The sequence below is a fragment of the Polyangium sorediatum genome (genome assembly GCF_029946465.1).
Classification (GTDB): Bacteria; Myxococcota_A; Polyangia; order Polyangiales; family Polyangiaceae; genus Polyangium; species Polyangium fumosum.
The window spans coordinates 1-24,756 of sequence record NZ_JARZHI010000069.1 but is presented as its reverse complement, the minus strand read 5'-3'; the positions used below and the strand labels follow the sequence as shown (position 1 = coordinate 24,756).

22 protein-coding genes are annotated in these 24,756 nt (G+C 70.3%); 14 read left to right on the top strand and 8 right to left on the bottom strand.

All coding sequences use genetic code 11. The features are described 5' to 3' along the window. Positions 1-43: 43 nt before the first annotated feature. Positions 44-823, top strand: a complete 780-nt coding sequence (lepB, locus tag QHF89_RS40890) for a signal peptidase I (protein ID WP_136971945.1) — start codon at positions 44-46, stop codon at positions 821-823. Here the strand turns inward: lepB and QHF89_RS40885 are convergent. After that, positions 820-1,368, bottom strand: coding sequence for a hypothetical protein (locus QHF89_RS40885; protein WP_136971944.1), 549 nt, complete (start codon positions 1,366-1,368; stop codon positions 820-822). The two genes, lepB and QHF89_RS40885, sit on opposite strands and share 4 nt — an antisense overlap. Before the next feature lie 126 nt (positions 1,369-1,494). Between QHF89_RS40885 and QHF89_RS40880 the strand changes: the two genes are divergently transcribed. The 5 genes from QHF89_RS40880 to QHF89_RS40860 are packed head-to-tail and all read left to right on the top strand — an operon-like array spanning position 1,495 to position 6,500. Continuing rightward, positions 1,495-2,052 (top strand): riboflavin biosynthesis intermediates N-glycosidase, encoded by a 558-nt coding sequence (locus tag QHF89_RS40880; protein ID WP_136927760.1) that lies wholly within the window; start codon positions 1,495-1,497, stop codon positions 2,050-2,052. A 30-nt stretch (positions 2,053-2,082) separates the two neighbouring features. After that, positions 2,083-3,576 carry a serine/threonine-protein kinase gene (locus tag QHF89_RS40875; protein ID WP_136971943.1) on the top strand — a complete coding sequence of 498 codons (1,494 nt, stop codon included), beginning with the start codon at positions 2,083-2,085 and terminating at the stop codon, positions 3,574-3,576. Beyond that, positions 3,573-4,589, top strand: coding sequence for an outer membrane protein assembly factor BamD (locus QHF89_RS40870; RefSeq protein ID WP_136971942.1), 1,017 nt, complete (start codon positions 3,573-3,575; stop codon positions 4,587-4,589). Before QHF89_RS40875 ends, QHF89_RS40870 begins: the two co-directional genes overlap by 4 nt. Further along, entirely contained in the window at positions 4,589-5,887 is a 1,299-nt protein-coding gene (locus tag QHF89_RS40865; RefSeq protein ID WP_136971941.1) for a hypothetical protein, read from the top strand. The genes QHF89_RS40870 and QHF89_RS40865 overlap by 1 nt, the downstream gene beginning before the upstream one ends. Positions 5,888-5,906: 19 nt before the next feature. Then, positions 5,907-6,500 (top strand): Uma2 family endonuclease, encoded by a 594-nt coding sequence (locus QHF89_RS40860; protein WP_136971940.1) that lies wholly within the window; start codon positions 5,907-5,909, stop codon positions 6,498-6,500. A 3-nt stretch (positions 6,501-6,503) separates the two neighbouring features. Here QHF89_RS40860 and QHF89_RS40855 read toward each other — a convergent pair whose 3' ends face one another. Beyond that, positions 6,504-7,082, bottom strand: a complete 579-nt coding sequence (locus tag QHF89_RS40855; protein ID WP_136971939.1) for a prolyl hydroxylase family protein — start codon at positions 7,080-7,082, stop codon at positions 6,504-6,506. A 112-nt stretch (positions 7,083-7,194) separates the two neighbouring features. On the opposite strand from QHF89_RS40855, the gene QHF89_RS40850 reads away from it, so the two are divergent. From QHF89_RS40850 to QHF89_RS40830, 5 genes are all read left to right on the top strand, one after another. Continuing rightward, positions 7,195-9,795 (top strand): helix-turn-helix domain-containing protein, encoded by a 2,601-nt coding sequence (locus tag QHF89_RS40850; RefSeq protein WP_136971938.1) that lies wholly within the window; start codon positions 7,195-7,197, stop codon positions 9,793-9,795. A gap of 267 nt (positions 9,796-10,062) precedes the next feature. Continuing rightward, positions 10,063-11,487 carry a serine hydrolase domain-containing protein gene (locus QHF89_RS40845; RefSeq protein ID WP_136971937.1) on the top strand — a complete coding sequence of 475 codons (1,425 nt, stop codon included), beginning with the start codon at positions 10,063-10,065 and terminating at the stop codon, positions 11,485-11,487. A 173-nt stretch (positions 11,488-11,660) separates the two neighbouring features. Then, positions 11,661-12,557 carry a DUF58 domain-containing protein gene (locus QHF89_RS40840; RefSeq protein ID WP_136971936.1) on the top strand — a complete coding sequence of 299 codons (897 nt, stop codon included), beginning with the start codon at positions 11,661-11,663 and terminating at the stop codon, positions 12,555-12,557. Beyond that, entirely contained in the window at positions 12,558-14,552 is a 1,995-nt protein-coding gene (locus QHF89_RS40835) for a vWA domain-containing protein (protein ID WP_136971935.1), read from the top strand. It abuts the gene before it with no gap. Beyond that, positions 14,549-17,692 carry a VWA domain-containing protein gene (locus QHF89_RS40830; protein WP_284721585.1) on the top strand — a complete coding sequence of 1,048 codons (3,144 nt, stop codon included), beginning with the start codon at positions 14,549-14,551 and terminating at the stop codon, positions 17,690-17,692. Before QHF89_RS40835 ends, QHF89_RS40830 begins: the two co-directional genes overlap by 4 nt. A 36-nt stretch (positions 17,693-17,728) precedes the next feature. On the opposite strand, the gene QHF89_RS40825 is transcribed toward QHF89_RS40830, so the two are convergent. After that, entirely contained in the window at positions 17,729-18,829 is a 1,101-nt protein-coding gene (locus QHF89_RS40825; RefSeq protein ID WP_136971934.1) for a PHP domain-containing protein, read from the bottom strand. Positions 18,830-18,899: 70 nt separating this feature from the next. After that, complete coding sequence (locus tag QHF89_RS40820; RefSeq protein ID WP_136971933.1) at positions 18,900-19,436, bottom strand: hypothetical protein; 537 nt, start codon at positions 19,434-19,436, stop codon at positions 18,900-18,902. A gap of 152 nt (positions 19,437-19,588) precedes the next feature. Here QHF89_RS40820 and QHF89_RS40815 point away from each other — a divergent pair, with 152 nt between their 5' ends. Then, complete coding sequence (locus tag QHF89_RS40815) at positions 19,589-20,176, top strand: hypothetical protein (protein ID WP_136971932.1); 588 nt, start codon at positions 19,589-19,591, stop codon at positions 20,174-20,176. Here QHF89_RS40815 and QHF89_RS40810 read toward each other — a convergent pair whose 3' ends face one another. From QHF89_RS40810 to cysT, 3 genes are read right to left on the bottom strand one after another with little or no spacing between them, the layout of a single operon-like run. Next, entirely contained in the window at positions 20,177-21,253 is a 1,077-nt protein-coding gene (locus QHF89_RS40810; protein WP_136971931.1) for a sulfate/molybdate ABC transporter ATP-binding protein, read from the bottom strand. It abuts the gene before it with no gap. 6 nt (positions 21,254-21,259) lie between these two features. Next, positions 21,260-22,096: a sulfate ABC transporter permease subunit gene (locus tag QHF89_RS40805; RefSeq protein WP_136971930.1), complete on the bottom strand. Its 837-nt coding sequence runs from the start codon at positions 22,094-22,096 to the stop codon at positions 21,260-21,262. Continuing rightward, a complete protein-coding gene (gene cysT / locus QHF89_RS40800; RefSeq protein WP_211365288.1) occupies positions 22,089-22,943 on the bottom strand; it encodes a sulfate ABC transporter permease subunit CysT in 855 nt (284 codons plus the stop codon). Before cysT ends, QHF89_RS40805 begins: the two co-directional genes overlap by 8 nt. Before the next feature lie 381 nt (positions 22,944-23,324). On the opposite strand from cysT, the gene QHF89_RS40795 reads away from it, so the two are divergent. After that, positions 23,325-23,561, top strand: a complete 237-nt coding sequence (locus QHF89_RS40795; RefSeq protein WP_136927744.1) for a hypothetical protein — start codon at positions 23,325-23,327, stop codon at positions 23,559-23,561. Between the two features lie 5 nt (positions 23,562-23,566). On the opposite strand, the gene QHF89_RS40790 is transcribed toward QHF89_RS40795, so the two are convergent. Then, complete coding sequence (locus tag QHF89_RS40790) at positions 23,567-24,010, bottom strand: universal stress protein (RefSeq protein WP_136971929.1); 444 nt, start codon at positions 24,008-24,010, stop codon at positions 23,567-23,569. Between the two features lie 341 nt (positions 24,011-24,351). On the opposite strand from QHF89_RS40790, the gene QHF89_RS40785 reads away from it, so the two are divergent. Further along, a partial coding sequence (locus tag QHF89_RS40785; protein WP_284721584.1) for an RNA recognition motif domain-containing protein occupies positions 24,352-24,756 on the top strand: 405 nt, incomplete at its 3' end.

Below are 24,756 nucleotides of genomic sequence, written 5' to 3'. Positions count from 1 at the left end.
CGGGCGGCTTCTCGCGGGGCGCGGATCGAGGTAGGGGGCCGTCATGTCCGACGCCTCCTCGGCCCGCAAGACGCGCTTGGCGCAGGCGGCCTACGTGATCCTGGGCCTCCTCGTGCTGGCCTCCGTCGCGCTCGGCGTGATGATCAAGGTGTACAAGGTCCCGTCCGGGGCGATGATACCCACACTCGTTCCCGGGGACCACGTCTCCGCGACGCGGGGCGGCGAGGTGCATCGCGGCGACGTGATCGTGTTTCCGTTCCCCGAAAACCCGGAGCAGCTCTTCCTGAAGCGGGTGATCGGGATGCCGGGGGACGAGATCCAGTTCGTGGACGGTCGGCCCATCATCAACGGCTTTCGCGTCCCGCAGTGCCGCGTGGGCCGATACGATTGGGAGGGACAGACGCACGAGCTCTTCCTCGAATGGATCGGCGATCACGTGTACGGCGTTTTGCTCGACGGACCGGTCGACGGGGGGTCGTGCGAGAAGGACAGCGATTGCAGCGGGATACAATCGTGCCGGGGCGGGATTTGCGGGATGTTGCAAGGGCCGTGGCGTGTGCCTGCGGGGGAGGTGTTCGTCATCGGCGACAACCGGATGAACAGCCACGACTCGCGGAGCTGGAAGGGCGGAATCGGGAGCGGCATGCCCATTTCCACGGTCATCGGGCGCGCGGGGAGGATCGTGAGCGGCGGTTTTTCCGGCCGCACGGCGGCGTCCGTGGACGGACCGCCCCTCCTGCCGGCCGGCGCGGCGTCGCTCGGGCCTGCGATGGAAACGTGCTTGAAGAAAAAACCGGCCGTGACGACGCCGCCCGCGCGTTAACGCGCGCGCCGCCTTCGCGCCGCGGCGATTCCGGTGCCGACGGCGACCATGGCGAGCCCGAGCCACGGCGCGGCCTGGTCGCCTACGGCAGTGCACGTGCATCCCTTCACCACGACGTCGCCCCCGTCCCCGCCTCCCCCCGCGCCGTCGCCTGCGCCCGCGCCGCTGCCGCCGCTGCCGGAGCCCGCCTGGGCGCCGCCGACGCAGACCTTGATGGATTTGCACGTGCCGGTCGCGCAGGTGCCTGCCGCGTCGCAAGGCTCGACCACGATGGGCTTGAGCGGCGGGAGCGCGGCGTCCGGATCGAGCCAGCCGCCGACGCAGTTGATTTCCTGCATGCAAAACGAGCGATCCGCGCACGTGGCGCCGCCGCTGCAATCGGCGTCCGTCGCACAGTTTCGCGGCTCGCAGTGCGGGCCGCCGTGACACGTTTCGCCGTCGCTGCCGTCGGGGCAATTCGTCGGGGGAGAGTCGACCACGTCGGCGAGGGCGGGCGTCGCGGCGAAGAGCGCAGCGGACGCAAAAAGCAAAGCGAATGAGCGCATGAAGTTTTCCTCCTCCGGCGCCAGGGCGCCGGTCTCGGGATCACAGTACCGCCGCAGCACACTTGGGTCCAAGGGGAACGGCGAGGACGCTTCCCCGCGCGCTTCGAGATGCGGTAGGATCCCGCCATGGACGTCGCCACCCTGATCGCGCGGCAAGATCGCGGCGAGCCGCTCGATTTCCTGTTCTTCTGGGGCCATACGCCGAGCAAAGACGGGACGCTGGGTCCTTTCATCTTGAGCCAATGGTATCCGGCGCCGTTCGTCGTGCGCGGACAGCGGTACACGGCCGCCGAGCATTTCATGATGGCCGAAAAGGCGCGGCTCTTCGGGGACGAGGCGACGCGCGCGAAGATCCTGGCGACGGAGGATCCGGGCAAGGCGAAGGCGCTCGGCCGCGAGGTGCATGATTTCGACGAGGTGCGGTGGCGCGAGCATCGGTTCGGGATCGTGGTGGAGGCGAGCCTCGCGAAGTTCGGCCAGAATGAAGCCCTCGGCGATTGGCTGCGCGGGACGGGATCGAAGATCCTCGTCGAGGCGAGCCCAAAGGACGCGATCTGGGGCATCGGGCTCGCCGCGTCGGATCCGCGTGCGACGGACCCTCGGGCCTGGCGAGGGCTGAATTTGCTAGGGTTTGCGCTCATGGACGCGCGCGAGGGGCTTGCCGGCGCGGCGCGTCCTCGATAGGCTCGGCCCCCGAGGCGACGTGGTCGGCCGATGAGTAGCGACAGCGAGGAGATCGAGCTTCCGGTCAAGGCGGGCGACGTGATCGCCGGGAAATACCGCGTCGATCGCGTGCTCGGCGTGGGCGGCATGGGGGCCGTCGTCGCGGCCGAGCACACGGAGCTCGAGCAGCGGGTGGCGATCAAGTTCATGCTCGAGGCCGCCGCCAAGAACGAGGTCGGCAAGAAGCGCTTTTTGCGCGAGGCCCAGGCCGCGACGAAGCTCCGGAGCGAGCACGTCACGCGCATGCTCGACTTCGGCACGCTCGACGACGGCGTGCCGTACCTCGTGATGGAGCTGCTCGAAGGCAAGGACCTCGACGCGATGATCCGCGCGGTCGGGAAGCTGCCGATCGAGGAGGCGTGCGAGATCCTGCTGCAGACGTGCGAGGCGCTCGCCGAGGCGCACGGGCGCGGCATCGTGCACCGCGACATCAAGCCCGCGAACCTGTTCGTGACGCGGCGGGCCGACGGGAGCCCGGTGGTGAAGGTGCTCGATTTCGGAATCGCGAAGCACGAGGATCCGGCGGCGATCGACGGGACGGCGCTCACGCGCAGCAACGCGCTGCTCGGCTCGCCGATGTACATGTCGCTCGAGCAGTTCCGCGCGGCGCGGGAGGTCGACGCGCGCAGTGACATCTGGTCGCTCGGCGTGGTGCTGTACAAGGCGCTCACCGGGGGGATGCCATTCGTCGCCGATTCGCTCGGCTCGCTCATCATGGTGCTGATGACCGAGGATCCCGAGCCGCCGCAGCGCCACCGCGAGGAGCTGCCCGCCGAGCTCGGGGACGTGGTGCTGCGTTGCCTGCAAAAAGACCCGGCCGATCGATTCCAGAGCGTCGCCGAGCTCGCGGACGCCCTCGCCCCCTTCGTGCCCGAGCGGTCGCGGGCGCTGCTCGATCGCATTCACGTGCACCTCGCCGGGCCGCGGAATGCGGGGAGCTTGCGGCCCGAGGCGCCGATCTCGAAATCCGGCACGACATCGCCCGGCCAAACGACGGGCTCGTCGCTCCGAAAGAAGGAGGCTTCGTCGGGAGGGACGACGGGCGAGCAGGTGTCGGCGCCGACGATGGGGAAGACGGCCTCGGAGTGGTCGCAGACCCAGCCGGGGGCGACGTCGCGATCGGGGAAATGGTTCGTCCTGACGGGCTTGGTCGCTTTGCTCCTGGGAATCGTGGGGACGCGGCTGTTCGGGGGGCGCGAGGAGAAGGCCATGACCGCGGAGCCGCCGCGGCCGCCGGCGATCGAAGCGCCCGCGGCGGTCGTGACCGTGGCGCCCGTGTCGAGCGTGAGCGTGACCGCCGCGCCCGCTCCGACGCCCGAGATGACCGCTGCGCCTCCGAGCACGTCGGCGGCGCCTGCCGCGAGCGTGGCGGCGCCCAAGGTCGCGGCGCCCGGGAAGACCGGCGCGACGAAGCCCGCGGTGACCCAGGCGCCGAGCGCGGCGCCCACGCCCGGCCTCGTTCCCGATTTCGGAGGCCGCAAATGAAGAAACGTGCCGCCGCCGGGTGGCTCCTCGCCGTGGCGCTTGTCGGCGCGGCGGGGCCGGGGTTTGCCCAGCAGGGCGACGTGGCCGCGGCCGAGCACCTCTTCAAGGAGGCGCTCGCGCTCATGGAGAAGGGCGATTACGAGCACGCGTGCCCGCGGCTCGCGGAGAGCCACAAGCTCGATTCGGGGATCGGCACGCTGCTGTACCTGGGGGATTGCCAGGAAAAACTCGGCAAGGTCGCGTCCGCGTGGGCGACGTTTCGCGAGGCCGCCGACGCGGCGCGCCGGGCGGGGCAACCAGAGCGAGAGAAGATCGGGCGGGCGCGGGCGGATGCCCTCGAATCGAAGCTTTCGCGCCTCCGCATCGAGGTGCCGGATTCGGTATCGCGCGAGGGGCTCGTCGTGCGCCGCGACGCGCTGGATGTCGCGTCCGTCCTGTGGAACACGGCCGTACCCATCGATCCGGGGACGTACAAGATCGAGGCGACCGCGCCGGGAAAAACAACGTATTCGGTGTCCGTCGTGATCGAGGCGGGATCGGCGACGACGACCGTGACGTTGCCGCCGCTCGAAGACGCGAAACAAGTCGAGGCGCCGAAGCCCTTGCCCGAGCCCGTGAAGCTGCCTCCGCCTCCGCCGCCCCCGGCGCCTCTGCCGAAGCCGCAAGGAATCGGGGCGCTCGGGATTGCGGGCATCGTGGTGGGCGGGGCGGGTGTTCTCACGATGGGCGCGTCCCTCGGCGTGGGGCTCGCGGCGCGCGCGCGGTTCGACGAGGCGGCGCCGTTTTGCGACGCGACGTATTGTGATCGGGAGGGTGTCGCGATTCGCAAGGACGCGAAGGAGTTCGCGGGCGTGGGGACGACGATTTTCGTGCCCGGCGCGGTCCTCACGGCGGCGGGCGCCGCGCTCCTCGTCGTATCGCTCGCGACGCGGGGGCCGGCGGATGCGGCGCCGAAGCCGCGCGCCGCATTGACGCTCGGGCCCGGGGGGATCTTCGCGCGAGGGAGTTTTTGATGCGCGTTCGTCCTGCCCATCTTGGTGTCGTCCTCGGGGCGCTCGGCTCCGCGGGCGTGACCGGGTGCGCCTCGGTCTTTGGGATCGAGGAGGGTGTGCTCCGCCCGATTGTCGAGGTGTCAGGCTCGATCGGCAAAGATACGACGTGGTATGCGGATCAGACCACGATCCTCACGGGATTCGTGGTGGTCGAAGCGGGCGCGACGCTCACGATCGAGCCGGGAACGAAGATCCTCGCCCAGATGGAGGGCGGGCTCCTCGTGAAGCCGGGCGCCCGGATCGTCGCGCGGGGCACGAAGGTGGCGCCGATTGTCTTCACGAGCGCCGCATCCGAGCGCGCCGAAGGGGATTGGCGGGGCGTCATTCTTTGTGGCCGCGCCCCGATCAACGGCGCTCCCGGCGGCATGCGCCCCATGGATGTTCTTCCGCCCGGCATCCAGGCGACCTGCGGCGGGACGGCCGAGGACGATGACAGCGGCGTGTTCGAATTCGTGCGGATCGAATTCGCGGGCCGGAACAAAGACCTCCCGGGCTCGCCGGGCGGATTTCGCCTGGAGGGCGTCGGCAGCGGCACGGTCGTCGACCACGTGCAGGTGCATCGCACCGAAAGCGACGCGATGGATCTGCGCGGCGGGACGGTGTCCGTGAAGCACATCCTCGTCACGATGTACGAGGACGACGGCTTCGATTGGGCGCTCGGCTGGCGCGGCAAGGGCCAATTCATCGGCGTCGTGATGGGCAACATGCAGGGCGACACGGGCATCCAGGCCGGTCAGGGCACGAGCGACGCCGAGATCGACGGCGCGGGTTCGGCGCCTTCGGATCCCTTGCTTTACAACGTGACGTTGATCGGGATGGAGGACCAGTACGGTCCGAACATCAAGCTGCGGGGCGGGACGCGGGGGCGGATGTTCGACATGCTCGTGGCGCGCGCGGGGACGTCGGGCCTGGGCATCGAAGAGGCGCCGGCGCAGAAGAATGCGAACGAGGGGCTGCTCGACATCCGGCATTCGATTTTCGCGAACGACGACAACTTCGTGGACGAGCCCAATTTCTCGGCGTCGGATTGGGCCATGGATCCGGCGCGGAACAATCGTGATCTCTCGGCGAGCGAGAGTGGTTTGCCGCTGTTCACGAACGGCGCGATCTATCTGTCGCTCGTGACCGGGGCGGAGGCGCTTTCGGGCGCGGTCGCGCCGCCGGACGACGGGTTTTTCGATCCGAGCGCGCTCTTCGTGGGCGCCTGCGGCCCGGTGTGCCCGGATTTCGAGGGGTGGACGGCGTTTCCGGACCGTTGAGATGTGGTAGGGTGCGGGCATGTCGGATCCGGCTCGCACGGCGAAACGTCCGAAGACCTGGGAAGACCTGGCGGAATTGCCCGAGGGGGTCGTCGGGGAGATCGTCGGGGGGGAGATTGTCCTCCTGCCTCGGCCGAGCCCCCGGCATGCGCAGAGCGTGATGGGGCTGAGTGTTCAGGTCGCTGGCCCGTTCGATATGGGCATCAACGGACCAGGCGGCTGGGTGATCCGGTCCGACGTGGACATCCAGTTCGGGGAGGAAATCCGCGTCCCCGATCTCTGCGGCTGGCGCGCGGAGCGTTATCAGGAGCCACAAACCGGACCGTTCGTCGTCATCCCGGACTGGGTTTGCGAGGTCCTCTCACCGAGCACGGCTCGCTCCGACCGGAGGGAGAAGCTCAGGCTGTACGCTCATCACGGCGTCCGCCATTATTGGATCGTCGACACGGAGTCGCAGCTCGTCGAGGTCTACCGGCTGGAGGGCAAGGTATGGGTCGTTGCCGGGAGGTTTGGCGGGGATGAACGCGTCCGCGCCGAACCCTTCGACGCGATCGAGCTCGATCTTTCCCCGCTTTGGAAGGTTCGTTCGCCCGAACCTCCCGCCTCCCCCTGACCCTCACCCCCGCCGATACATCACATCCGTCCGGAGAACGTATTTCGTCCCCTCGAGCACCGGCGCTCCCCGGTGGTACATCGGGTGCGAGAAGATGAGCGCCATCCCGCGCCGCGGCGCCACGCGGAGCTCGTCGTCGTTCACGAACATGAAATCCGTCGTCCCGCCGACGCACGCCTCGTTCAGGTAAAAGATCAACGTCAGCAGGCTCTGCTCCTCGGGCGTCCGCACATACGCGCCGTCCCGGTGCCAGTCGAATTGCTGGCCCGGCGTGTAGCGGTAATACCGGAACCGCTCGTTCAACCCCACGGGGCGATACGCGCCGCGCGGAGACGGCACGTGCGCCGCGATCCGCGGCCAGAGCAGCGCCGCGAGGGCCGGGTCGTCCTCCATGACGCGCCGGTTGTTGCGGATGTCCGGCGCCATCATGAACTTGTTCGGCCCCACCGTGATCGGCGCGTCCGTGAAGCCGTGGGCCTCGGCGCGCCGGATGAGGTCGTCGCACTCGGCGGGGGCGAGGACGTTCGCGAGCGTGAAGAGGTCCCCGTCGTTCGCGAGCAGGCGTTTCTCGATGGCGTTCATGCCGGACACCATGCGGCCGCGCTGGGCGGCAGAACAGGGCAGAACCGGGCAGGAACCGGGCGGGCCGGGCGGTGGACAGGAGCGCCGCGCGGAAGGATGATGCACGACGCCCATGGCGCAGCGGTTCCATCACGAGGCCTTGCTGCGGGCGCGCCTCGAGCTCGAGCTGACCCAGGAGGAGCTCGCGGCCTCGGTCGGCGTGGACGTGCGCACGTATCGCCGGTACGAATCCGGCGAGGTGAACGAAGGCGGCTTCTCGGTCCGGCAGCCCGCCCGGCGAAAGCTCCTCGAAAGGCTCTCCGCCGAGCTCGGGATCGCCGCGGCCGATCTCGTGGTCGAGGCCGATCCCACGCCCGCTCCGGCGCTCCACGCGCCCGCGCCGAGGCTCTTTTCGCCCGAGCATGTGCATACGCTCCAGCGCGCGCCGCATTTCGTGGGGCGCGAGGACATCCTGGAGGAGCTTTGGGCGTGGGCGTCGGCGCCCGAGAAAGGCAAGGGGCCGGGCGTGGTCGCGCTCGTGGGCGTGGGCGGCGCGGGAAAAACGGCCATCGCCGAGCGGCTCGTCACGCGCATCGGGGATACGCCGCGGCGCGGCGGGCTCTTCGTGTGGAGCTTTTACGACGACGAACGAACCGAGGCATTTTTGGCCCATGCCGTGCGGTATTTCGCAGGGGCGGAGCTGCAGGCGGGGGAGCGGCTGGAGGCGCTCTTGCTTGCGCTCGGGAGCGGGGCGCCGCACCTCGTCGTGCTCGATGGGCTGGAGACCGTGCAGGCCGCGGGCGGGGCCTCACGCGCGCACGGCGAGCTCGAAGATCCGCTGCTCCGGCGGCTGCTCGTGGCGCTCGCGCGGGGGCTCGGGGCGGCGCGCGCGCTCGTCACGTCGAGGTTTTTGCTGGGGGATCTCGCGCCCTGGGGGGACGCGGGCGCGCGCACCGTGAAGCTCGGGCCGCTCTCGCCGATCGACGCCGAGCGGTTGCTCCGGTCGTGGGGCGCGGACGGGGATGGCGAGGCGCTCGCGCGGGTCGTTCATGCCTCGGGCGGGCATGCGCTCTCGCTCGCGGTCGCGGGCTCGTATGCGGGGGCGTTCCTCGGCGGCGATTTGCGTCCGCTCGATCCGCTCGATCTCGCCGAGGCCGCGCGCGACGATCCGCTGGCCCGGCGCCTCGCGCGGGTCCTCTCGGCGTACGCGGCCGCCTTGCCCGACGCCGAGCGAGACCTCCTCGCGCGCCTCTCCGTGCTCTCGGCCGGCGCCGACGAGGACGCGTTGCTCGCGCTCGCTTCCGCTTCCCCGCGCGTCGCGGGCGCGCTCGCCGGGGCCTCCGCGGAGGGCGTTCGCCGCGCGCTCGCTCGCCTCGAACGGCTCGGGCTCGTGTTCCGCGCCGGAGGCGAGCCGCCGCGGTGGTCGTCGCACCCGTTTGTCCGGGACCATTTCCGCTCGTTGCTGCCGGTCTCGCCCTCGGCCGTGCAGGCGGCGATGACCGCGCCTCCCGAGGGCACGTTGATCTTCGCGCCGCGGCAAAAACCCCGGGACCGCGGCCGCCTCGACGCCGTCGAGGAGGTGATCCGGGCGTTGCTCGACGCGGGCCAGCCGACCGAAGCCTATCGGGTGTATTCACAAACCCTGGGCGGTTTTTCACACCTCGGGCTTGTCCTCGGTGAAATGAGCCGCGGGGCTCGGATTTTACGATTGTTTGGCGAAACAACCGATCCGGCCGCGCCCGCCGCGTCGCTCGCGCTTGGCTTTCGCCTCGCCTTGCTCTACGAGCGTGGGCTTTATGCAGGGGCGCTCGGGGACCTCGCGTTTGCCCGGCGCTCCTACGAGGCGCACAACACGCTGGTCGAAGGGACACCCGAGGTGACGCATCTCGTTACAGGATTGCGCACCTTGGCGTACACCGAGCGGCTCGCGGGGGCGCTTTCGGCGGCGCGGGCGCACGTGTCGCAGTCGCTCGTGATGGCGGAGTCGGCCGGGCTCGGCACGCACATCGCCCGGGGAATCGCGCTCTTCTCGTCGATCGCGCACGACCTCGGGGACATCGATGCCGCGCGCGCGGGGTTTTCGCGGCTCGCGGCGATGGGGGACGCGCGGTTCGCGCGGCGCGGGTTATGGGAGGCGGAGCATTGGCTCGCGCTCGGGCAGCGCGAGGAGGCCGTGGAGATGACCGAGGCGAACGTGGCCGCCTGCGAGCGTCTTGGCTGGGCCGGGCACGCGGCGCAGGGGCAGGTGCTGCTCGGGCTCGCGGTGGTGGAGGAAGATCCGGCGGAGGCGGAGCGACGTCTCCACGCGGCGCGGGCGTGGGTCGTTGTGTCCGGGGAAGTGGAAATGGCGGCGCGCGTGCACGAGCTGACGGCGCGGATCGCGCTTTCACGGGGGGCGTTTTTCGAGGCCGCGCGGGAGGCGCTCGCGGGCGAGCAGCTCGCGGAGGCGTGTGGGCTCGGTCTATTTCGGACGCGGCTCTTCGCGCTCGGGCTCGAAATCGCGCACGCGCGGGGCGACGAGGCGGCGATGGGGCGGGCCAAGGACGTGCAGCGCCAAGTCCTTGGCGAAGATGCCTGGGGGTGCGCAGACGTGTTGCATTGGGCCGGGCTCTGTCATTCGAGCGTGGGCGAAGCGGAGCTTGGGAAACGGTACCTCGAAGCGGCGCTCGTTTTGCGGGAGCGGATCGGCCATCCCGGGCGCGAGGCGACGCGCGAGGAGGTGTGCCGGCGCTAACCTTATGTCGACTACGGAGGCAATCGATTTCGTTTCATCGCGTGCCAGGATTCACAAGCATCCAGAAAGGCCACTATCCTTGTAAGGCCCCCGGATTGTCGACGAGTTCTCGTAACGAGCGGCGTCCCCACGCCGAGCCTCGGGGACACGACGATCGCGCCCCGGCGCGGCGTCGACCCGGAGATCCCACGAAACGCCTCGAGCGCCGTCACAAACCGAAAAACCCTGCGGGGCACCCCAGATCCTTGCTCCCCCGACGGAGGAACCATGAGACGTCTCGCTTTCGCGGCGCTGTTTACTTCCATCCTCGCCGCACCGGCCCTCGCTTCCGCGACCCCTTCCAGCGCATCGCGCCCCTACAGCCTGCAGTACGCCACCACGCCCTATCAGGTCTCGATGGATCCGAACGGGCTCGCGCAGGCGTCAGCGCACGTACAGAACGCCGTGAACGCCGGCGGCATCGACGGGGCCGTGTTGCTCGTCGCGCGCCACGGCAAGGTCGTGCTCCACAAGGCGTACGGCCGCCGGGATGGAAACTTCGCCGGTCCTTCCTGGCAAAACCCCTCGATGCCGAAAGACGGCATCTTCGACCTGCAATCGATCACCAAGATCTTCACGGCGTTCGTGGCGATCGATCTGCACGACCAAGGGCTTCTCGACCTCTCGGCGCCGGTCGCGGCGTACCTGCCGGAGTTCGCCACGCCGGAGAAGTCGGGCGTGCTCGTGGCCGACCTCGTCCGCTTCACGTCGGGCCACTCGATCGACGCCGCCGCGTCGCTCGTCGGCGACCCGGATCCGTGGAGCACGATGATCGCCGAGAGCCTCGCCTACACGCCGGGCACGGCGGTGTTCTACAGCGACATCGCGTATCGCCTGCTCGGCCGCGTCGCCGAGGCGGCGGGCGGCGCGCCGCTCGACGTGCTCGCGAAGAACCGGATCATGAGCCCGCTCGGCATGAAGGACACGGCGTGGAGGCCGCTTGTGACCATGTCGTCGAAGTCGAGCCGCTTCGTCGGCACGGGCTACTCGACGGTGCGCGAGCCGGACGGCTCGCCGCGGTACATGCGCGGCGAGGTGGCCGACGATCAGGACTACTGGATCGAGTCGCAAGGGCACGGCATCACCGGCTGCGACGGGACCTTCTCGACGGCGTGGGACCTGGCGCTGCTCGGGCAGATGTTCCTGAACCGCGGCGCGCGTGTCATCGGCAATCCGAGCTGGGGTTACTGCACGCCCTGGATGTGGTCGTGCGGCATCGACTTGCTCGCGGCGCCGGTGCTCGTCGAGGAGATGATGGAGGTGCAGTCGAAGGACGCCTCGGGCACGCCGCTCGGCATCCACGGCGCGACGCCGAGCTGGCTCGACGACCTGCTCTTCGCGAACAAGGGATACGGCTGGGAGCTCGCGGACGCCTCGCCGGGGGCGCACGTCGTGACGGGCCTCCACGCGTCGCCGTACGCGGTCTCGAAGATCGGCGGCTCCGGCACGTTCCTCACGGTCGATCCGGATCCCTCGCGGGACCTCGTCATCGTCCTCTTGACGAACCACGGTTTGCCGCCGTTCGTCGGGCCCGACGGCATTCAGGTCGACGGAAACGGGAACCTGCTCTGGCCGGGGTACGAGAACATGCTCGGCGCGATCCAGCCGCACGTGCTGAACGACCTCGTGCAGCTCTCGATCACGGGGCCGTGATCCCAAGCCCGAGGGGCGCGCGTCGTGAGGTCGGCGCGCGTCCCTTTTTCTTCGGTGTTTTAATCCCATAACCTGTGGTCAAGACCACCGGCGCGCCCAGGTTCGGGGGCGGGACGCGGGTGCGGGGTGCGACGCTCTCGACGCCGCGGCGGCGCTGGGCCAGAAGGGCTCGGATGCAGGCGACGCGTCCGGGGATCCCCTCCCGGCTCCTCGATCCGGCCTTCGTACGTGAGCTCGAGGTGCTCAGGCGCCGGCTCGAAATCCGCGCGCGTTCGGGCGCCTCCGGCGAACACGTCGCGCGGCGGCGCGGCGGCGCGGCGGAGTTCCAGGAGCACAGGCCCTACAGCCCCGGCGACGACCTGCGCCGCATCGACTGGGCCGCCTACGCGCGCACCGACGAGCCCGTGCTGAAGCTCTTCCGCGCCGAGGAAGACGTGATCGTGCGGCTCCTCGTGGACACGTCCGCGTCCCTGGATTTCGGCGAGCCGCCGAAGTTCGAGTCCGCATGCCGCATCGCCGCGGCCTTCGGCTACATGGCGCTCGCGGCCTCGGAGCGAGCGCAGGTGATCTCGGCCGGGGAGGGGATCCAGCGCGAGGAGACGCCGGTGCGGGGCCGGAGTGGGCTGCCCGCGCTTTTGCGAGCGCTCGGAGGGATCACGCCGGGCGGCGGGACGGATCTCGCGCGGGCCGTCGATCGGCTGATACAAAAGAACAAGCGTGCAGGGATGCTCCTCGTCGTCTCCGATTTCCTCGACGGCGGGCCGCTCGGCCCCGCGCTCTCCCGCGCGGCCGCGGCCGGGCACGATCTCGTGCTCGTGCAGGTCGTCGCGCCCGAGGAGATCGAGCCTGCGTACGAGGGCGACTGGGCGCTCGAGGACGCCGAGACCGGCGCGGTCGTCGAGGTGACCATGGATGCCGCGTCGATCGAGGCGTACGTGCTCCGGTTCGCGGGCCTCTGCGAGGAGCTGCGGCAGATGGCGAAGCGGCTCGGCGCGACGTACGTGCGGGTTCGCACGGACGAACCCTTGGAGAGCGCGATCCGGCGGATCGTCGCGAGGAGCATCGACTGAATGTCCTCGCCGCTCGATCTGCTCGCGCCGAAGGGACTCGCGCTCCTCGGGCTGCTCGGTCCGCTGGTGCTGCTCTACATCCTCAAAGTGCGGCGGAAGCGAAAGCGCGTCGCGTCGACGTGGCTGTGGGCCTCGGCGAAGCGGGATTTGATTGCGCGTTCGCCGTTCCAGAAGCTCATCGCGCAGGTGCCGCTGATCTTGCAGGCGCTGGCGCTGCTCCTGCTCGCGTTCGCGCTCGCGCGGCCGGCGACGCGGGGGAGGGCGATCACAGGTGATCACCTCGCGATCATCGTGGACGCGAGCGCGTCGATGTCGGCGCAGAGCGTGGCCGGCGCGGAGACGAAGACGCGGATGGAGCTCGCGCGCAAGGTCGCCGAAGACATCCTGTCGTCGCTTGGTCCGGGCAGCGACGCGCTCCTGCTCGAAGCGGGGCGCGACGCGCGCGTGGTGGCGCCGCTCGATCGTGACGCGGTCCGGCTGAAGGCCGCGTTGAAGACGCTGCGCGTGCACGACGTGGAGGGCGACCTCGGCGCGGCCGTGGCGCTCGCCGTGGATCGGCTGCGGCAGCTCGGCGGATCACGGCGGATCGTGGTGATCACGGACGGAAACCTCGCCGCGCCGGCGGCGCTCTCGGGTGCGTCGCTGCCGATCGAGGTGATCACGGTGGGCACGCCGGTGGACAACGCGGCCATCGTGCGCGTCGACGTGCGGTCGGGGATCGAGCCGACGCTGAAGCGCGAGCAGGTGCAGGCGTTCCTCGTAATCGCGAACTTCGGCAAGGCGCCACGCGAGCTCTACGTGACGATGCGCGAGGACAACGCGTCGGACGTGCTCGCGTCGCGGAAGGTCCTGGTCGCGCCGGGTGAACGTCAGGCCGTGGTGCTCGACTTCCTGCCAGCGCCCGGCGACTACCGGCGCGGGCTCATCTTCGACATCGCGCCGCACGACGCGATGGAGGTCGACGACGCGGCCTTCGCGCGTGTGCCGGCCGGGGACAAACTCCCCGTGGCGTATGCGGCGCCCGATCCGCAGAAGACGTCGCCTTGGATTGAGCGAGCGATCGTGAGTGATCCGGCGACGACGCTGAAGACGCTCTCGGTGGCGGAGCTCGCGCAGGCGGCCGCCGTCGAGATGGATGCGTTTGTCGTGGTGGAGGGCGCGTGTCCGGACTTCGTGCCGGGCGGCGATCTCCTGATCGTCGCGCCCCCCGCGGGTCGATGCTTCGGCACCGTGGTCGGCAGGACGCTCGAAGCTCCGTCGATCACGTCGTGGGAGACGGGCGACGCGCGCATGCGGTTCCTCTCGCTCGACGGCGTGTCGATCTCGCGCGCGATGGCGCTCAAGCCCGAGGGACCCACGCAGGAGCTCATCCGCACGCAGGACGGCACGATCGCCACCGACATCTCCACGCCGACGCGCACGGGCACGTTGCTCGGCTTCGACGTCGGCGACAGCGACTGGCCGCTCAAGGCGAGCTTCGTGCTCTTCATGCGCAACCTCCTCGAGCAGGCGCGTATCCATCGCGCGCACGGCATCACGGGGCCCGCGCGCGCCGGCGAGCCGCTTCGCTTGCGCTTGCCCGCGTCGGCGAAGGACGTCGAGGTGAAAGGTCCGACCGGCGATCGGCTCGACGTGTCGTTGCGGAGCGGGCTCGCGGTCGTGCCGGAGATCTCGAAGGTCGGCCTCTATCAGCTCTCGTGGCAAGGCCCCGAGGGCGGCGCGCTCGTGGCCCCGGCGAACTTGACGAGCGCGGCCGAGAGTGACCTTGGCAGCGTCATGGCCCCGGCCGGAGCGGGCAAGGACGAGATCAAGGTGACGGCCGCGGGCGTCGAGCCCGACGCGCACAACGAGTGGAGCTGGGTGCTCGCGCTCGTGGCGCTCGGCTTCGTGGTCTTCGACATCTGGTACCTGACGCGCAAGCCCCGCCTCGCGCCTGCCGCGGCGCCCACCGCGCCCAAGCGCCCACCGGCGCCGGAGAGGAGGGCCGCAGCGTGATCCCGAGTCATCTGCGCCCGTACGTGCCCTTCGTGGTCGTTGGCCTCGGCTTGCTCGTGTTCGTCCTGCTCGCGCGCTGGGTGATCCGCGAGGCAGGCCTCACGAAACGCAAGATCTTGCTCGCGGGGATGATCACGGGCGCGCTGCCAGCGCTTTACGTGGGCCTCGTCTGGACGGGCCTCGTCCCCGGCGGCTACCTGCGCCTCGCGCGGCCGCAGATCACGTTGCTCGTGCTCGCGTCGACGATGTTCGTCGCGTACCGCATGGCGACGGGCTGGGCGAACCAGGGACCGTTCCGCACGCGGCTCGGTGATCTCCTCGCCCAGCTCGCCACGCTCATCGCGGCCATGGCAGCGGCCGGCCCCGAGCTCGGTCGGCCGCTCGATCGGCTCACCGTGCTCGTCGCGATCGATCGCAGCCGCTCGATCGATCTCGTGCCGAGCGCCGAGCAGCGCATCAAGCAGGAGCTCACGGTGGCCGAGATCGGCATGCGCGAGGAGGATCGGATCGGCACGATCATCTTCGGCGCAGATGCGGCGACGGAGGACCCGCCGCGGCCGAAGTCGGATCTGCCCGCGCCGCAACGTGTCTCCATCGGGCGCGACGGGACCGATCTCGGCGCGGCGATCCGGCGCGCGCTGGCCGAGGTGCCCGCCGACAGCGCCGCGCGTATCGTGGTGCTCTCGGACGGCGTGGCGACGCGCGGCGACACGATGGCCGCGGCCGCGGCTGCCGTCGCGGCGGAGATCCCGGTCGACGTGGTCCCGCTCGAACAACGCTCGATCCCGGACATCCGGGTCGTCGCGCTCCGAGCGCCGACGCGCGCGGACGAGGGCGAGCCCATCGATCTGCGCCTCGTGACCTCGTCGCCGAGCCCGGCCGCGATCCAGATCCGGCTGCGTCGCGACGGAGAGCTCATCGCCGAGTCGGGCGCGAAGATCGCCGCGGGCGAGGACGTCCTGCGCATCCGCGAGAAGGCGCCCGGACCCGGGTTTCACCGCTACGACGTGGAGATCACCGCGGCCGACCCGGCGCTCGATCAGTCGCCCGAGGACAACGCGGGCAGCGCCTTCATGCGCGTGCGTGGCCAGGCTTCGGCGCTCGTGCTCGACGGGGACGCGGGCAAGACGGCGTTCGTCGCGCGTGCCCTGCGGGCCGCGGCGTTCCAGGTGGACGAGGGCTCGACGAGCAGCGTGCCTGCGGACCTCGCGGGGCTCGTCGGCTACGACCTCGTCGTGATGGGCGACGTGCGCGCCTCGGATCTGTCGCCCGGCCAGATCGACGCGCTCGCGAGCTACGTGCGCGACCTCGGCGGCGGCCTGCTCCTCATGGGCGGTGATCGCAGCATGGGTCCGGGCGGATACGCGCGCACGCCGCTCGAAGAGGTCTCCCCCGTTTCATTCGACCTCAAACAAGAACGACGCCGCGCGAGCCTCGCCGAGGTGATCGGGATCGACATCTCGGGCTCGATGGCGGCCACGGCCGGCGCGCACACGAAGCTCGAGCTCGCGAACGAGGCGGCCGCCCGCAGCGCCGCGCTGCTCGGCAGCGGCGACCGGCTCGGCGTGCTCCACGTGGACACGGCCGTCAACTGGAGCGTCCCGCTCGGCCCAGTGAGCGACAAGGCCGCGATCGACAAAGCAATCCGCGGCGTGGGTCCGGGCGGCGGCGGCATCCTCGTCGACATCACGCTCGAAGCCGCGTACGCCGCGCTCGCGAAGGAGAAGGTCAACCTCAAGCACGTGCTGCTCTTCGCCGACGGCTCCGACGCCGAGCAGATGGGCCCGTGCCGCACGATGGTCTCCGACGCGTTGCGCGCCGGCATCACGACGAGCGTGGTCGCGCTTGGCAACGGCGGCGACGTGCCCGAGCTGGAGACGCTCTCGCGCCTCGGCAGCGGCCGCTTCTACCTCATCGAGGACGCGAACCGCCTGCCCGCGGTCTTCACGCAGGAGACGATCCTCGCCGCGCGCTCGTCGATCGTCGAGAAAGAGTTCCGCGTCTCGCGCAGCGCGCCTTCACCCATCCTTTCGGGCGTTTCCCTCGACGAGGCCCCCTCGCTCGACGGGTACGTCGTGGCGATCCCGAAAGGTCGCGCGAGCGTACTCATGACCGGGCCCGAGGGTGATCCGATCCTCGCCGTGTGGTCGGCGGGCGTCGGTCGATCGGGCGCGTTCACGAGTGACCTCAAGGATCGCTGGGGCCGCCGCTGGACCACGTGGCCCGGCGCGGCGCGGCTCGTCGGCCAGCTCGCGCGCGACCTCACGCGCAAGGGCGAGGACGGCCGCGTGCGTGTCGAGGCCGACGCCTCGGGCGGCGAGCTCCACGTGCGCGCCACGGTCGTCGGCGACGACGGCCGCGCGCAGTCGTTCCGCCGTTTGATGGTGCGCGTCGCCGGGCCCGACGGGTTCGTCCGCGAGACCGCGCTCGAAGCCACCGGCGCCGGCGCGTATGCCGCCTCGATCCCGCTCTCGCGCCCCGGTACGTACATCGCGATCGCCAAGGACGAGCAGTCGGGCGACGTCGTCGGCACGGCGGGCGCGGCGCTCACAGCCGGCGAGGAGCTCCGGCCCACGGGCTCCGACGCTGCGCTGCTCGGCCGCATCGCGGACCTCACGGGCGGCAAGCGGCGTGACACGCTCGCCGGCATCTTCGGCGACCGCGCCGCGCGGCGTTTCTCTTACCAGGACATCACGCCCATCTTGATCGCGATGGCCGGCTTCGCGCTCCTCCTCGCGGTCGCGGCGCGCCGCTTCGCCTTGCCGGAGCCCGTCCTCGCGTGGGCCGCGCGTACGCGCGCCGCGCTGCAACCGAAGCCCGCCGAGGCCCACGCGCGCCCCGATGCGCGCTCGCCCGATGCTGTCGTCGGCGCGCTCCTCCAGGCGAAAGAGCGCGCCGCCCGCGATCGCGCCGCTCGCGAGGCCCCGCTCCCCGCGGCCTCGGCCGCTGCCCTCGCGCAGCCCTCCGCGCCGGCCCCGCATGCGCCTCCACCGGCTGCTGCGAGGCCGCACGTCTCGGCCCCGACCGCGGCCCCGCATTCGCCCATCGGCGCCGCGCCGCCTGCGGGACCGCCGCAGCCCCGCCCGCTCACGGCGGCCGAGATCCTCCTCGCGCGCCGCAAAGGCCAGCCGCGATCCTGATCGTCGCGACGAATGCTCGTCCCTGAAAAACGCGCGCTACCGAACGACGCGATACCCCTGCGTCCAGGCCATCTTCCCGTTCGGCAACGAGACGCGCGCGCGCACCCAGGTCTCGCCGCCGTGGAGCTCGTACGAGGCGTCGCCCTCGGCGCCTCGTTCCACCTTCGCGAGCTCTTTCCCACCGTCGCCGATGAACACGACGACCGCGCCTTCTTCTTTCGGCCACACGCTCAGCTTGTTCTCGGTCACGCGGATCCGCGTGAGCGTCACGCCCGACGACGCGTAGAGCCGACCCTTCGCGAGCCCCTCGCAGATGAGCCCTCGTTCGGGCTTCTCCGCGAACACCTGCACCCAGCCTTTCCCAGGCCGCGCCGGCTTGATGTTTGGCTTCGTCAAACCGAGGTGATGCGCGTCGTCGACCGCCACGCCCGCGATCGTCCACCCCTCGTCGAGCAGCGTGTTCCACACGGCCTCGTGGGACGGCCGCTCCGCGTTGCCCTCCGTGTTCACGTACGGGTGGCCGCTCCAGATCTCGAGCAGCTCCGCGCCGCGCGTGACGCGCACGTCGTCCAGCGTGAGCGCCCAGTCGAAGTTCGGGTGGTTCACGAGCGCGACGCCCTTCTGGTCGTGCACCTTGGTGAGCCCGTGCAGCAGCGCCTCGCGCTTCGTGTTGAACCGGCCGCCGCCGATCGTCTTTTTCGTGCAGAGGCCGTTCACGTGGACGGGTTTGCCCTCGGCCATCATCGTGATCTCTTCGCCCCCGATGATCACGAACCCCTTCTTTTCGAGCGCCGCGAACGTCTCGGGGCTGACGCGGTTGTCGTGATCGGTGAGCGCGAGGAACGCGTAGCCGTGGCTGCGGTACCAGGTGTAGACGTCTTTCGGCGGACGATCGCCGTCGCTCCACTGGCTGTGCGTGTGGAGGTTGCCGCGCTGGAACGTCGAGACGTCGAGCGTCTCGGCGAAGTGCGGCGGGCCGAGCTTGGGCGGCTCGATCTTGATGTTGATCGACAAGGGCGCCGCGAGGGCGGCGCGCACGGGAGGTACACGCGTGAACGTGATGGCTGCCACGCCGCCGATCACGGCGACCCCCACGCCGAGCGCGATCCAGCGCAATATGCCCGTCTTCGATCGCATCGGCCTTTCCCTGCCCGCGAGGATAGCTCCATCCGCCGCGAGGGCGGAAGCTCCCCCGCGGCGCGCCCGTTCAGTCGAGGACGAGCCTGACTTTCACGGCGACGTCGATCCCGTCCGTCGGCCACGCCAGGAAGTTCGGGTTCGTACGGCCGCTCCACTCGACACGGACCTTCTTGCCGTCTTCGAAGAAAGGACGAATGTCGCCGTCGTGGAGCACGTCGAGGATCACGTCGGACTCTTTCGGGGGCATCTCCGACTTCGAGACGAGCGGCGTGCGCCCCGTCGAGGTCACGGCTTCGCCGAGGATCTCGTCGACGAACGTGACGTCCTCCGCGGGCGGCGCCACGGAGATCCGCACGAACCCGAGCCTGGCCGCGCCGTACGAGTTGACGTCGCTCTCCAGCGTGACCTCGTTCCACCAGAAGAAGCTCCCGTCGACCTTGGGGGTCACGGTGAATTCAGCGTCCACGTCGTACTCGCTCACGACGGACGAACACCCGAACGTGCCCATGGCCATCGCGGCTCCGACGAGGAGAGCCCATCGCGCCCCGCGCCTCTCGCCGCCGCCCACCCTTTGCTCCGCGCCTGATTCGATGAAGCCATTCATTCTGAAATCGTAGCACGCCCGGGGCCTGGATCCCGCCGCGTGGTGCGCGCACCCAAGGGCGCACGAAACCGCGCGTCCAAGGGACACCCTCGGCCGGGCAGCGCCTGAGGCGCCGCGGCGTTGGGGCATTCAGACCGAAGGAGTCGTCGCGCATGGCCACGATGCAGGAGGGCGCCCTCCTCTTTTCGTTGAAGTACCTCGCGCGCCTGGAAGAGGCGCGCGTTCGTCCGGAGAACGAGGCCGCGGGGCGGCTCGAACACGAAGAGGTCGAGCGCCACGCGCGCGAGGCCTCCTCGATGCACGCCCGGATCGAGGCCGAGCGGCGCGCGCGAATGGACGCCGAGCGCCGCGCCGAGGAAGCGCGCATCGAGGCGATCCGCGTCACCGCCGTCGAGCGTGCGCGCGCAGAGGCCGAAGCGAATGCGCGCCTCGAGGTGATGCGGATCGTCGAGGCGCACGAGCGCGCCCTCGCCGTATTGAAGGAGGACAAACAGAACCAGCGCCTCGGCCGCGCCGTGCGCCTCGGCGCCCTCGGATCCATGCTCCTCTTTGCCGCGGCCTTCGGCTTCTATTTCGGCAAGATCAAGCCCGACGGCGAGGCCCAGCTCCGCGCCCAGCAGGCCGCCATCGTCGCGGCCGACGAGGAGGCGTCGCGGCTCCGCAAGAAGCTCGCCGAGCGCGACGCGCGCATCAAGGAGGCCGAGCGCGTGCTCGGCGCGCTCGCCCGGCCGGCGCGTTAGCTAGATCGAATAGTCCTGCACGAAGAGCTTCGCGTCGCGCAGGTTCACGAACACCTCTTCCCCCTCCGCGAGCCCGAGCTCGGCGACGCGATCTTTCGTGAGCTCCACCGTCAGCGGTTGATCGTCGTCCAGCGTGAGCTCGATCCGCACCATCCAGCCGACCCGCACGAGGCGCTCCACCCGCGCGGTCGCCACCTCCACGCTGCTTCGTTTTTCCACGCGGCTCGTCACGCCCACGAGCTCGACGTCGTGCGGCCGGACGAACGCGCGTACGCTCGTCCCATCCCCCGCGCCCGGCGGCGCGTGCACCGCGAGGCTCCCGAGCGCCGCGCGCCCGCCGCGCACCTCGCCTTCGAGCTCGTTGATCGAGCCCACGAACCCCGCGACGAACGCCGTCGCCGGGCGATCGTAGATCTCCTCGGGCGTGCCGATCTGCTCCACCTTGCCGCGGTTCATCACGATGACGCGATCGGCCACGCTGAGCGCCTCTTCCTGATCGTGTGTGACGAACACCGTGGTGATCGCGCGCTCCTCGTGGAGGCGGCGGAGCCATTCACGGAGCTCCAGCCGGACCTTCGCGTCGAGCGCGCCGAAGGGCTCGTCGAGCAGGAGCACGCTCGGCCCGGGCGCGAGCGCGCGGGCGAGCGCGACGCGTTGCCGTTGCCCGCCCGAGAGCTCGTGCGGGTACCTCCCGCCAAGCTCCGCGAGCCGCACCAGCGCGAGCAGCTCGCTCACCACGTGATCGCTCTCCGTCCGCGATTTGCCTCGGATCTCCAGGCCAAATCCGACGTTTTCGCGCACCGTCATGTGCCGGAACAGGGCGTAACTCTGGAACACGAACCCGATGTTCCGCTCCTGCACGCGCACGTCCGTCACGTCCACGCCGCGGAGCAGCACGCGCCCTTCATCGGGCGATTCGAGCCCCGCCAGGATCCGCAGCACCGTCGTCTTGCCGCCGCCGCTCGGGCCGAGCAGCGCCACGAGCTCGCCCGATCCGATCTCGAACGACACGGCGTCGACCGCCCGTCCGCTCCCGCCGGCAAAACGCTTCACGAGATCACGCGCCACGATACCCACGAGCGCCTACCCTCCCGGCTCCGCGCGTGCGCCGCGCTTCCGTCGCATGAGGTCGAGCAACAAGAGAAGCCCGATCGACGCGAGCGCGAGCACCGTCGCCACCACATACGCGCCGCGGTCGTCCCGATCTTCGAGCGCCCGGTACACGAAGACCGTCGCCGTCTCCGTCTTCCCCGCGATCCCGCCCGAGACCAGGAGCACCGCGCCGAACTCGCCGATCGCCCGCGCCATCGTCAGCGTCGTGCCGTACGCGAGCCCCCAGCGAATCCCCGGCAGCGTGACACGAAAGAACGTCACGAACGGCGACGCCCCGAGCGTGTACGCCGCGAGCTCCTGATCCGTGCCCATCTCCTCGAGCACCGGCCCGACCTCGCGCACCACGAACGGGAGCGTCACGAACGCCGTCGCCATCGCCATCGCCGGCCAGGCGAACGCGACCTCCCAGCCGAGCGCGTCCGTGATCGGCCGGAGCAGCCCACCCTTGCCGAAGAGCGAGAGGAGCACGACGCCCACTGCGACCGGTGAGAGCGCGAACGGCACGTCGACGAGCGCGTGGAGGACACGCTTTCCCACGAAGCGATCCCGCACAAGGACAAAGGCGAGCGCCGTGCCGAGCGTGCCGTTCACCACGACCGCGAAGGCCGTGAGCTTGGCCGTCATCCCGAGCGCGGCGAGCACGTCGGGCCGCGCGAGCACCTCGACGAAAGGCCGAAGCCCGCCGCCGAGCGCGCCGCGCAGGAGCGAGAAGGCCGGCAGGAGCACGAGGACGCCCACGTAAAGCATGGCCACCCCGATCAGGACGACGCGCACGCGGCCCTGTCCGCCGCCCGCTCGCTCAGCCATGGGCCCCCCGCTGCCGCGCTGAGACGACGAGCACCACGCAGAACGAGATCGTCACGAGCACGAGGGACATCGCGCTCGCCGCGTGCACGTCGCCCGACTCCACCTCCCCGAACACGTGTACGGCCGCGGTCAACGTCCGCCGCGGGATGTTGCCGGCCACCACGACCACCGAGCCGAACTCGCCGAGGGCCCGCGCGAAGCTCTGCAGCGCGCCCGAGACGATGGCCGGCGCGATCGCGGGGAGCGTCACCCGCCGGAACGTCGTCCACTCGCTCGCGCCGAGCGTGTAGGCGGCCTCCTCGTCGGCCCTATCGAGCTCGTGCAGCACGGGCTGGACCGTGCGCACGACGAGCGGAAGCGTCACGAAGAGCAGCGCCAGGATGATCGCCGGCGGGGCGTACACGACCCGCACGCCGGCTGCCTCGAAGAGCTGCCCGAGCGCGGCGCGGGGCCCGAGGAGCGTGACGATCATCATCCCCGTCACGAGCGTGGGGATGGCGAAGGGCAGGTCGATGAGGACGTCGAGCAGCTTGCGCCCGGGGAAGCGGTAGCGGACGAGCACGTAGGCGATGAGCGTGCCCATCACCGCGTTCACGGCGGCCATCACGAGCGCCGTTTCCAGCGTCAGGAAAACGGCCCCGCGCGCGACCGGGTGGACGAGGGCCCGCCCGAGCTCGGCGAGGCCCTTCGAGAGCCCCTCTCGCGCGAGCGTGGCCACGGGCAGCGCCACCATGACCAGGAGGTAGGTCGCCGCCGCCCCACGCAGGCCGAGCTTGCCAAGGGGCTGTCCTCGCGCCCTCGATCGGCCCGTCGGCCGCGCCTCGGAAAGCTCCACCGTCGTGCTCAAGCGAGCGAGAGGATGGCCCGCCGTGGAGCTCGTCCGCAATGATGATGTGAAAGTTGCATCGGAAAGATGCGACAATGTCCGTGACGCCCATGGAAGCGGGGATGCGTCCGCCGGTCCGAGCTGCCCGTGTTCCTGCGGACAGCTTGCAAATCTGCCCGTGATCTGCCGTCGATCCGTGGGGGAGGTCTCCAGGGTTGCGGCGGCTCGGCGATTCTGGTAACCACCTCGAACGTGATCGGCGCGATGCGTGGGAACCCACACGACATTTCATCGCGATCTACCGATCGCCCTTGCCCAGGCCGAGGGACACATGGCCCCGACGTCGGGCGTTCGAGCGCGACGTTTCACGGCTTGACGGAACGAGCGTAATCGCCCCCCAACATGAGCCCGCCGGAAACCCTCTTCGACAAGGTGATTGCCGCCAGTGGTCTTTCGGAGGTGTTTGCCCGAGGTACCATCAAGCGCGCGTGCTCGCGCGTGGGGGTGACGGCGGAGACGATGAGCCCCTCGGAGCTCGCGCGCGCGCTCGGTTCGATCGAGCAGGCGCTTTCCGTGTTTCTGCCGCCGGATCAGAAGGATTCGCGCATGCAGGCCATCCGCGCGCTCTCGCGCGGCTGAGCATTTCAAGCCGCCTTTGTGCGGACCGTCATCACGGGGACGGGCGCATGGCGAACGACGGCGGTCGCCACGCTGCCGAGGAGCACGCGGCCGATCGGGCTGCGGCCGTGCGTGCCCATCACGATGAGATCTGCCGAGATTTCGGCCGCGGTTTTGCAAATCTCGTCGGCCGATCGCCCCTCGCGTAGCACGCCGTCGAGCCGGACGCCGCGGGCCCGCTGTGCCTCGACGGCGGTGTCGAGCCTTCGCTGCGCGGCTTGCCGCACGTTCTCCGCGATCTCGGACGCCGGGAGGTAGGAGCCGTCGGGGAAGCTGTAGACGATCAGGTTGTAAACGTGCACGACGGTGAGCGCGGCGCCGAGCTTCGCGGCGAGCTCGATCGCATGTTCGAGCGCGTGCTCCGAGGTCTCTTCGAAGTCGATCGGCACGAGGATTTTTTGGAACGGCATGGTTCCTCCCTGATGCGCCGAGCCTGGATCGGTAAGGTCTCTCGGCAAGCGAGAGCGGACGCGGGCTACCCTGGACGGACGCGGCGATGGCGGGGAATCGGCTGTGGAAACCGGCGTTTCCCGCGTCGCGATAGTTGCTTGCGCGTTGGTGACCGTGGCGTTAGCCTCATGATCGCCCTAGGCCCGTTCGTCGTCGAACTCTGACAGCCCGCTTTGCTCGCGGTCGCTCGATCTGTATCGGCTGACGGTCGCTCGTCTGTGTGGTCTCGAAGCGATCCGATGCACGGCCCGGGTCGCATCCGGGGAAGGTCAGGAGAGGTCGTGCATCGGGTGGTCTGAGGATGAGCAAGCGACTGTACGTGGGCAATTTGGCCTTCCATTCCACTGAGGAGAGCGTCCGCAGCGCTTTCCAGAGTGCCGGTGTGGAGGTCGTCGGTGTCCAGGTCATGACCGATCGGGTGACGGGGCAATCGCGCGGGTTCGGTTTCGTGGACGTGGCGGGCGACAAGGAAGCGCAGGCGGCCATCGACGCGCTTCATGGCAAGAGCCTGGACGGGCGCACCCTGACCGTGAACGAGGCGCGTGAGCGCACGCCGGGCGGCGGCGGTGGTGGTGGTGGTGGCTTCCGCGGCGGTGGCGGCGGCGGCATGGGCGGCGGCGGCGGCGGCGGTGGCTACGGCGGCGGCGGTGGCGGCGGCGGTGGTCGTGGTGGTGGCGGCGGCGGTCGCGGCGGCGATCGGCGCGGC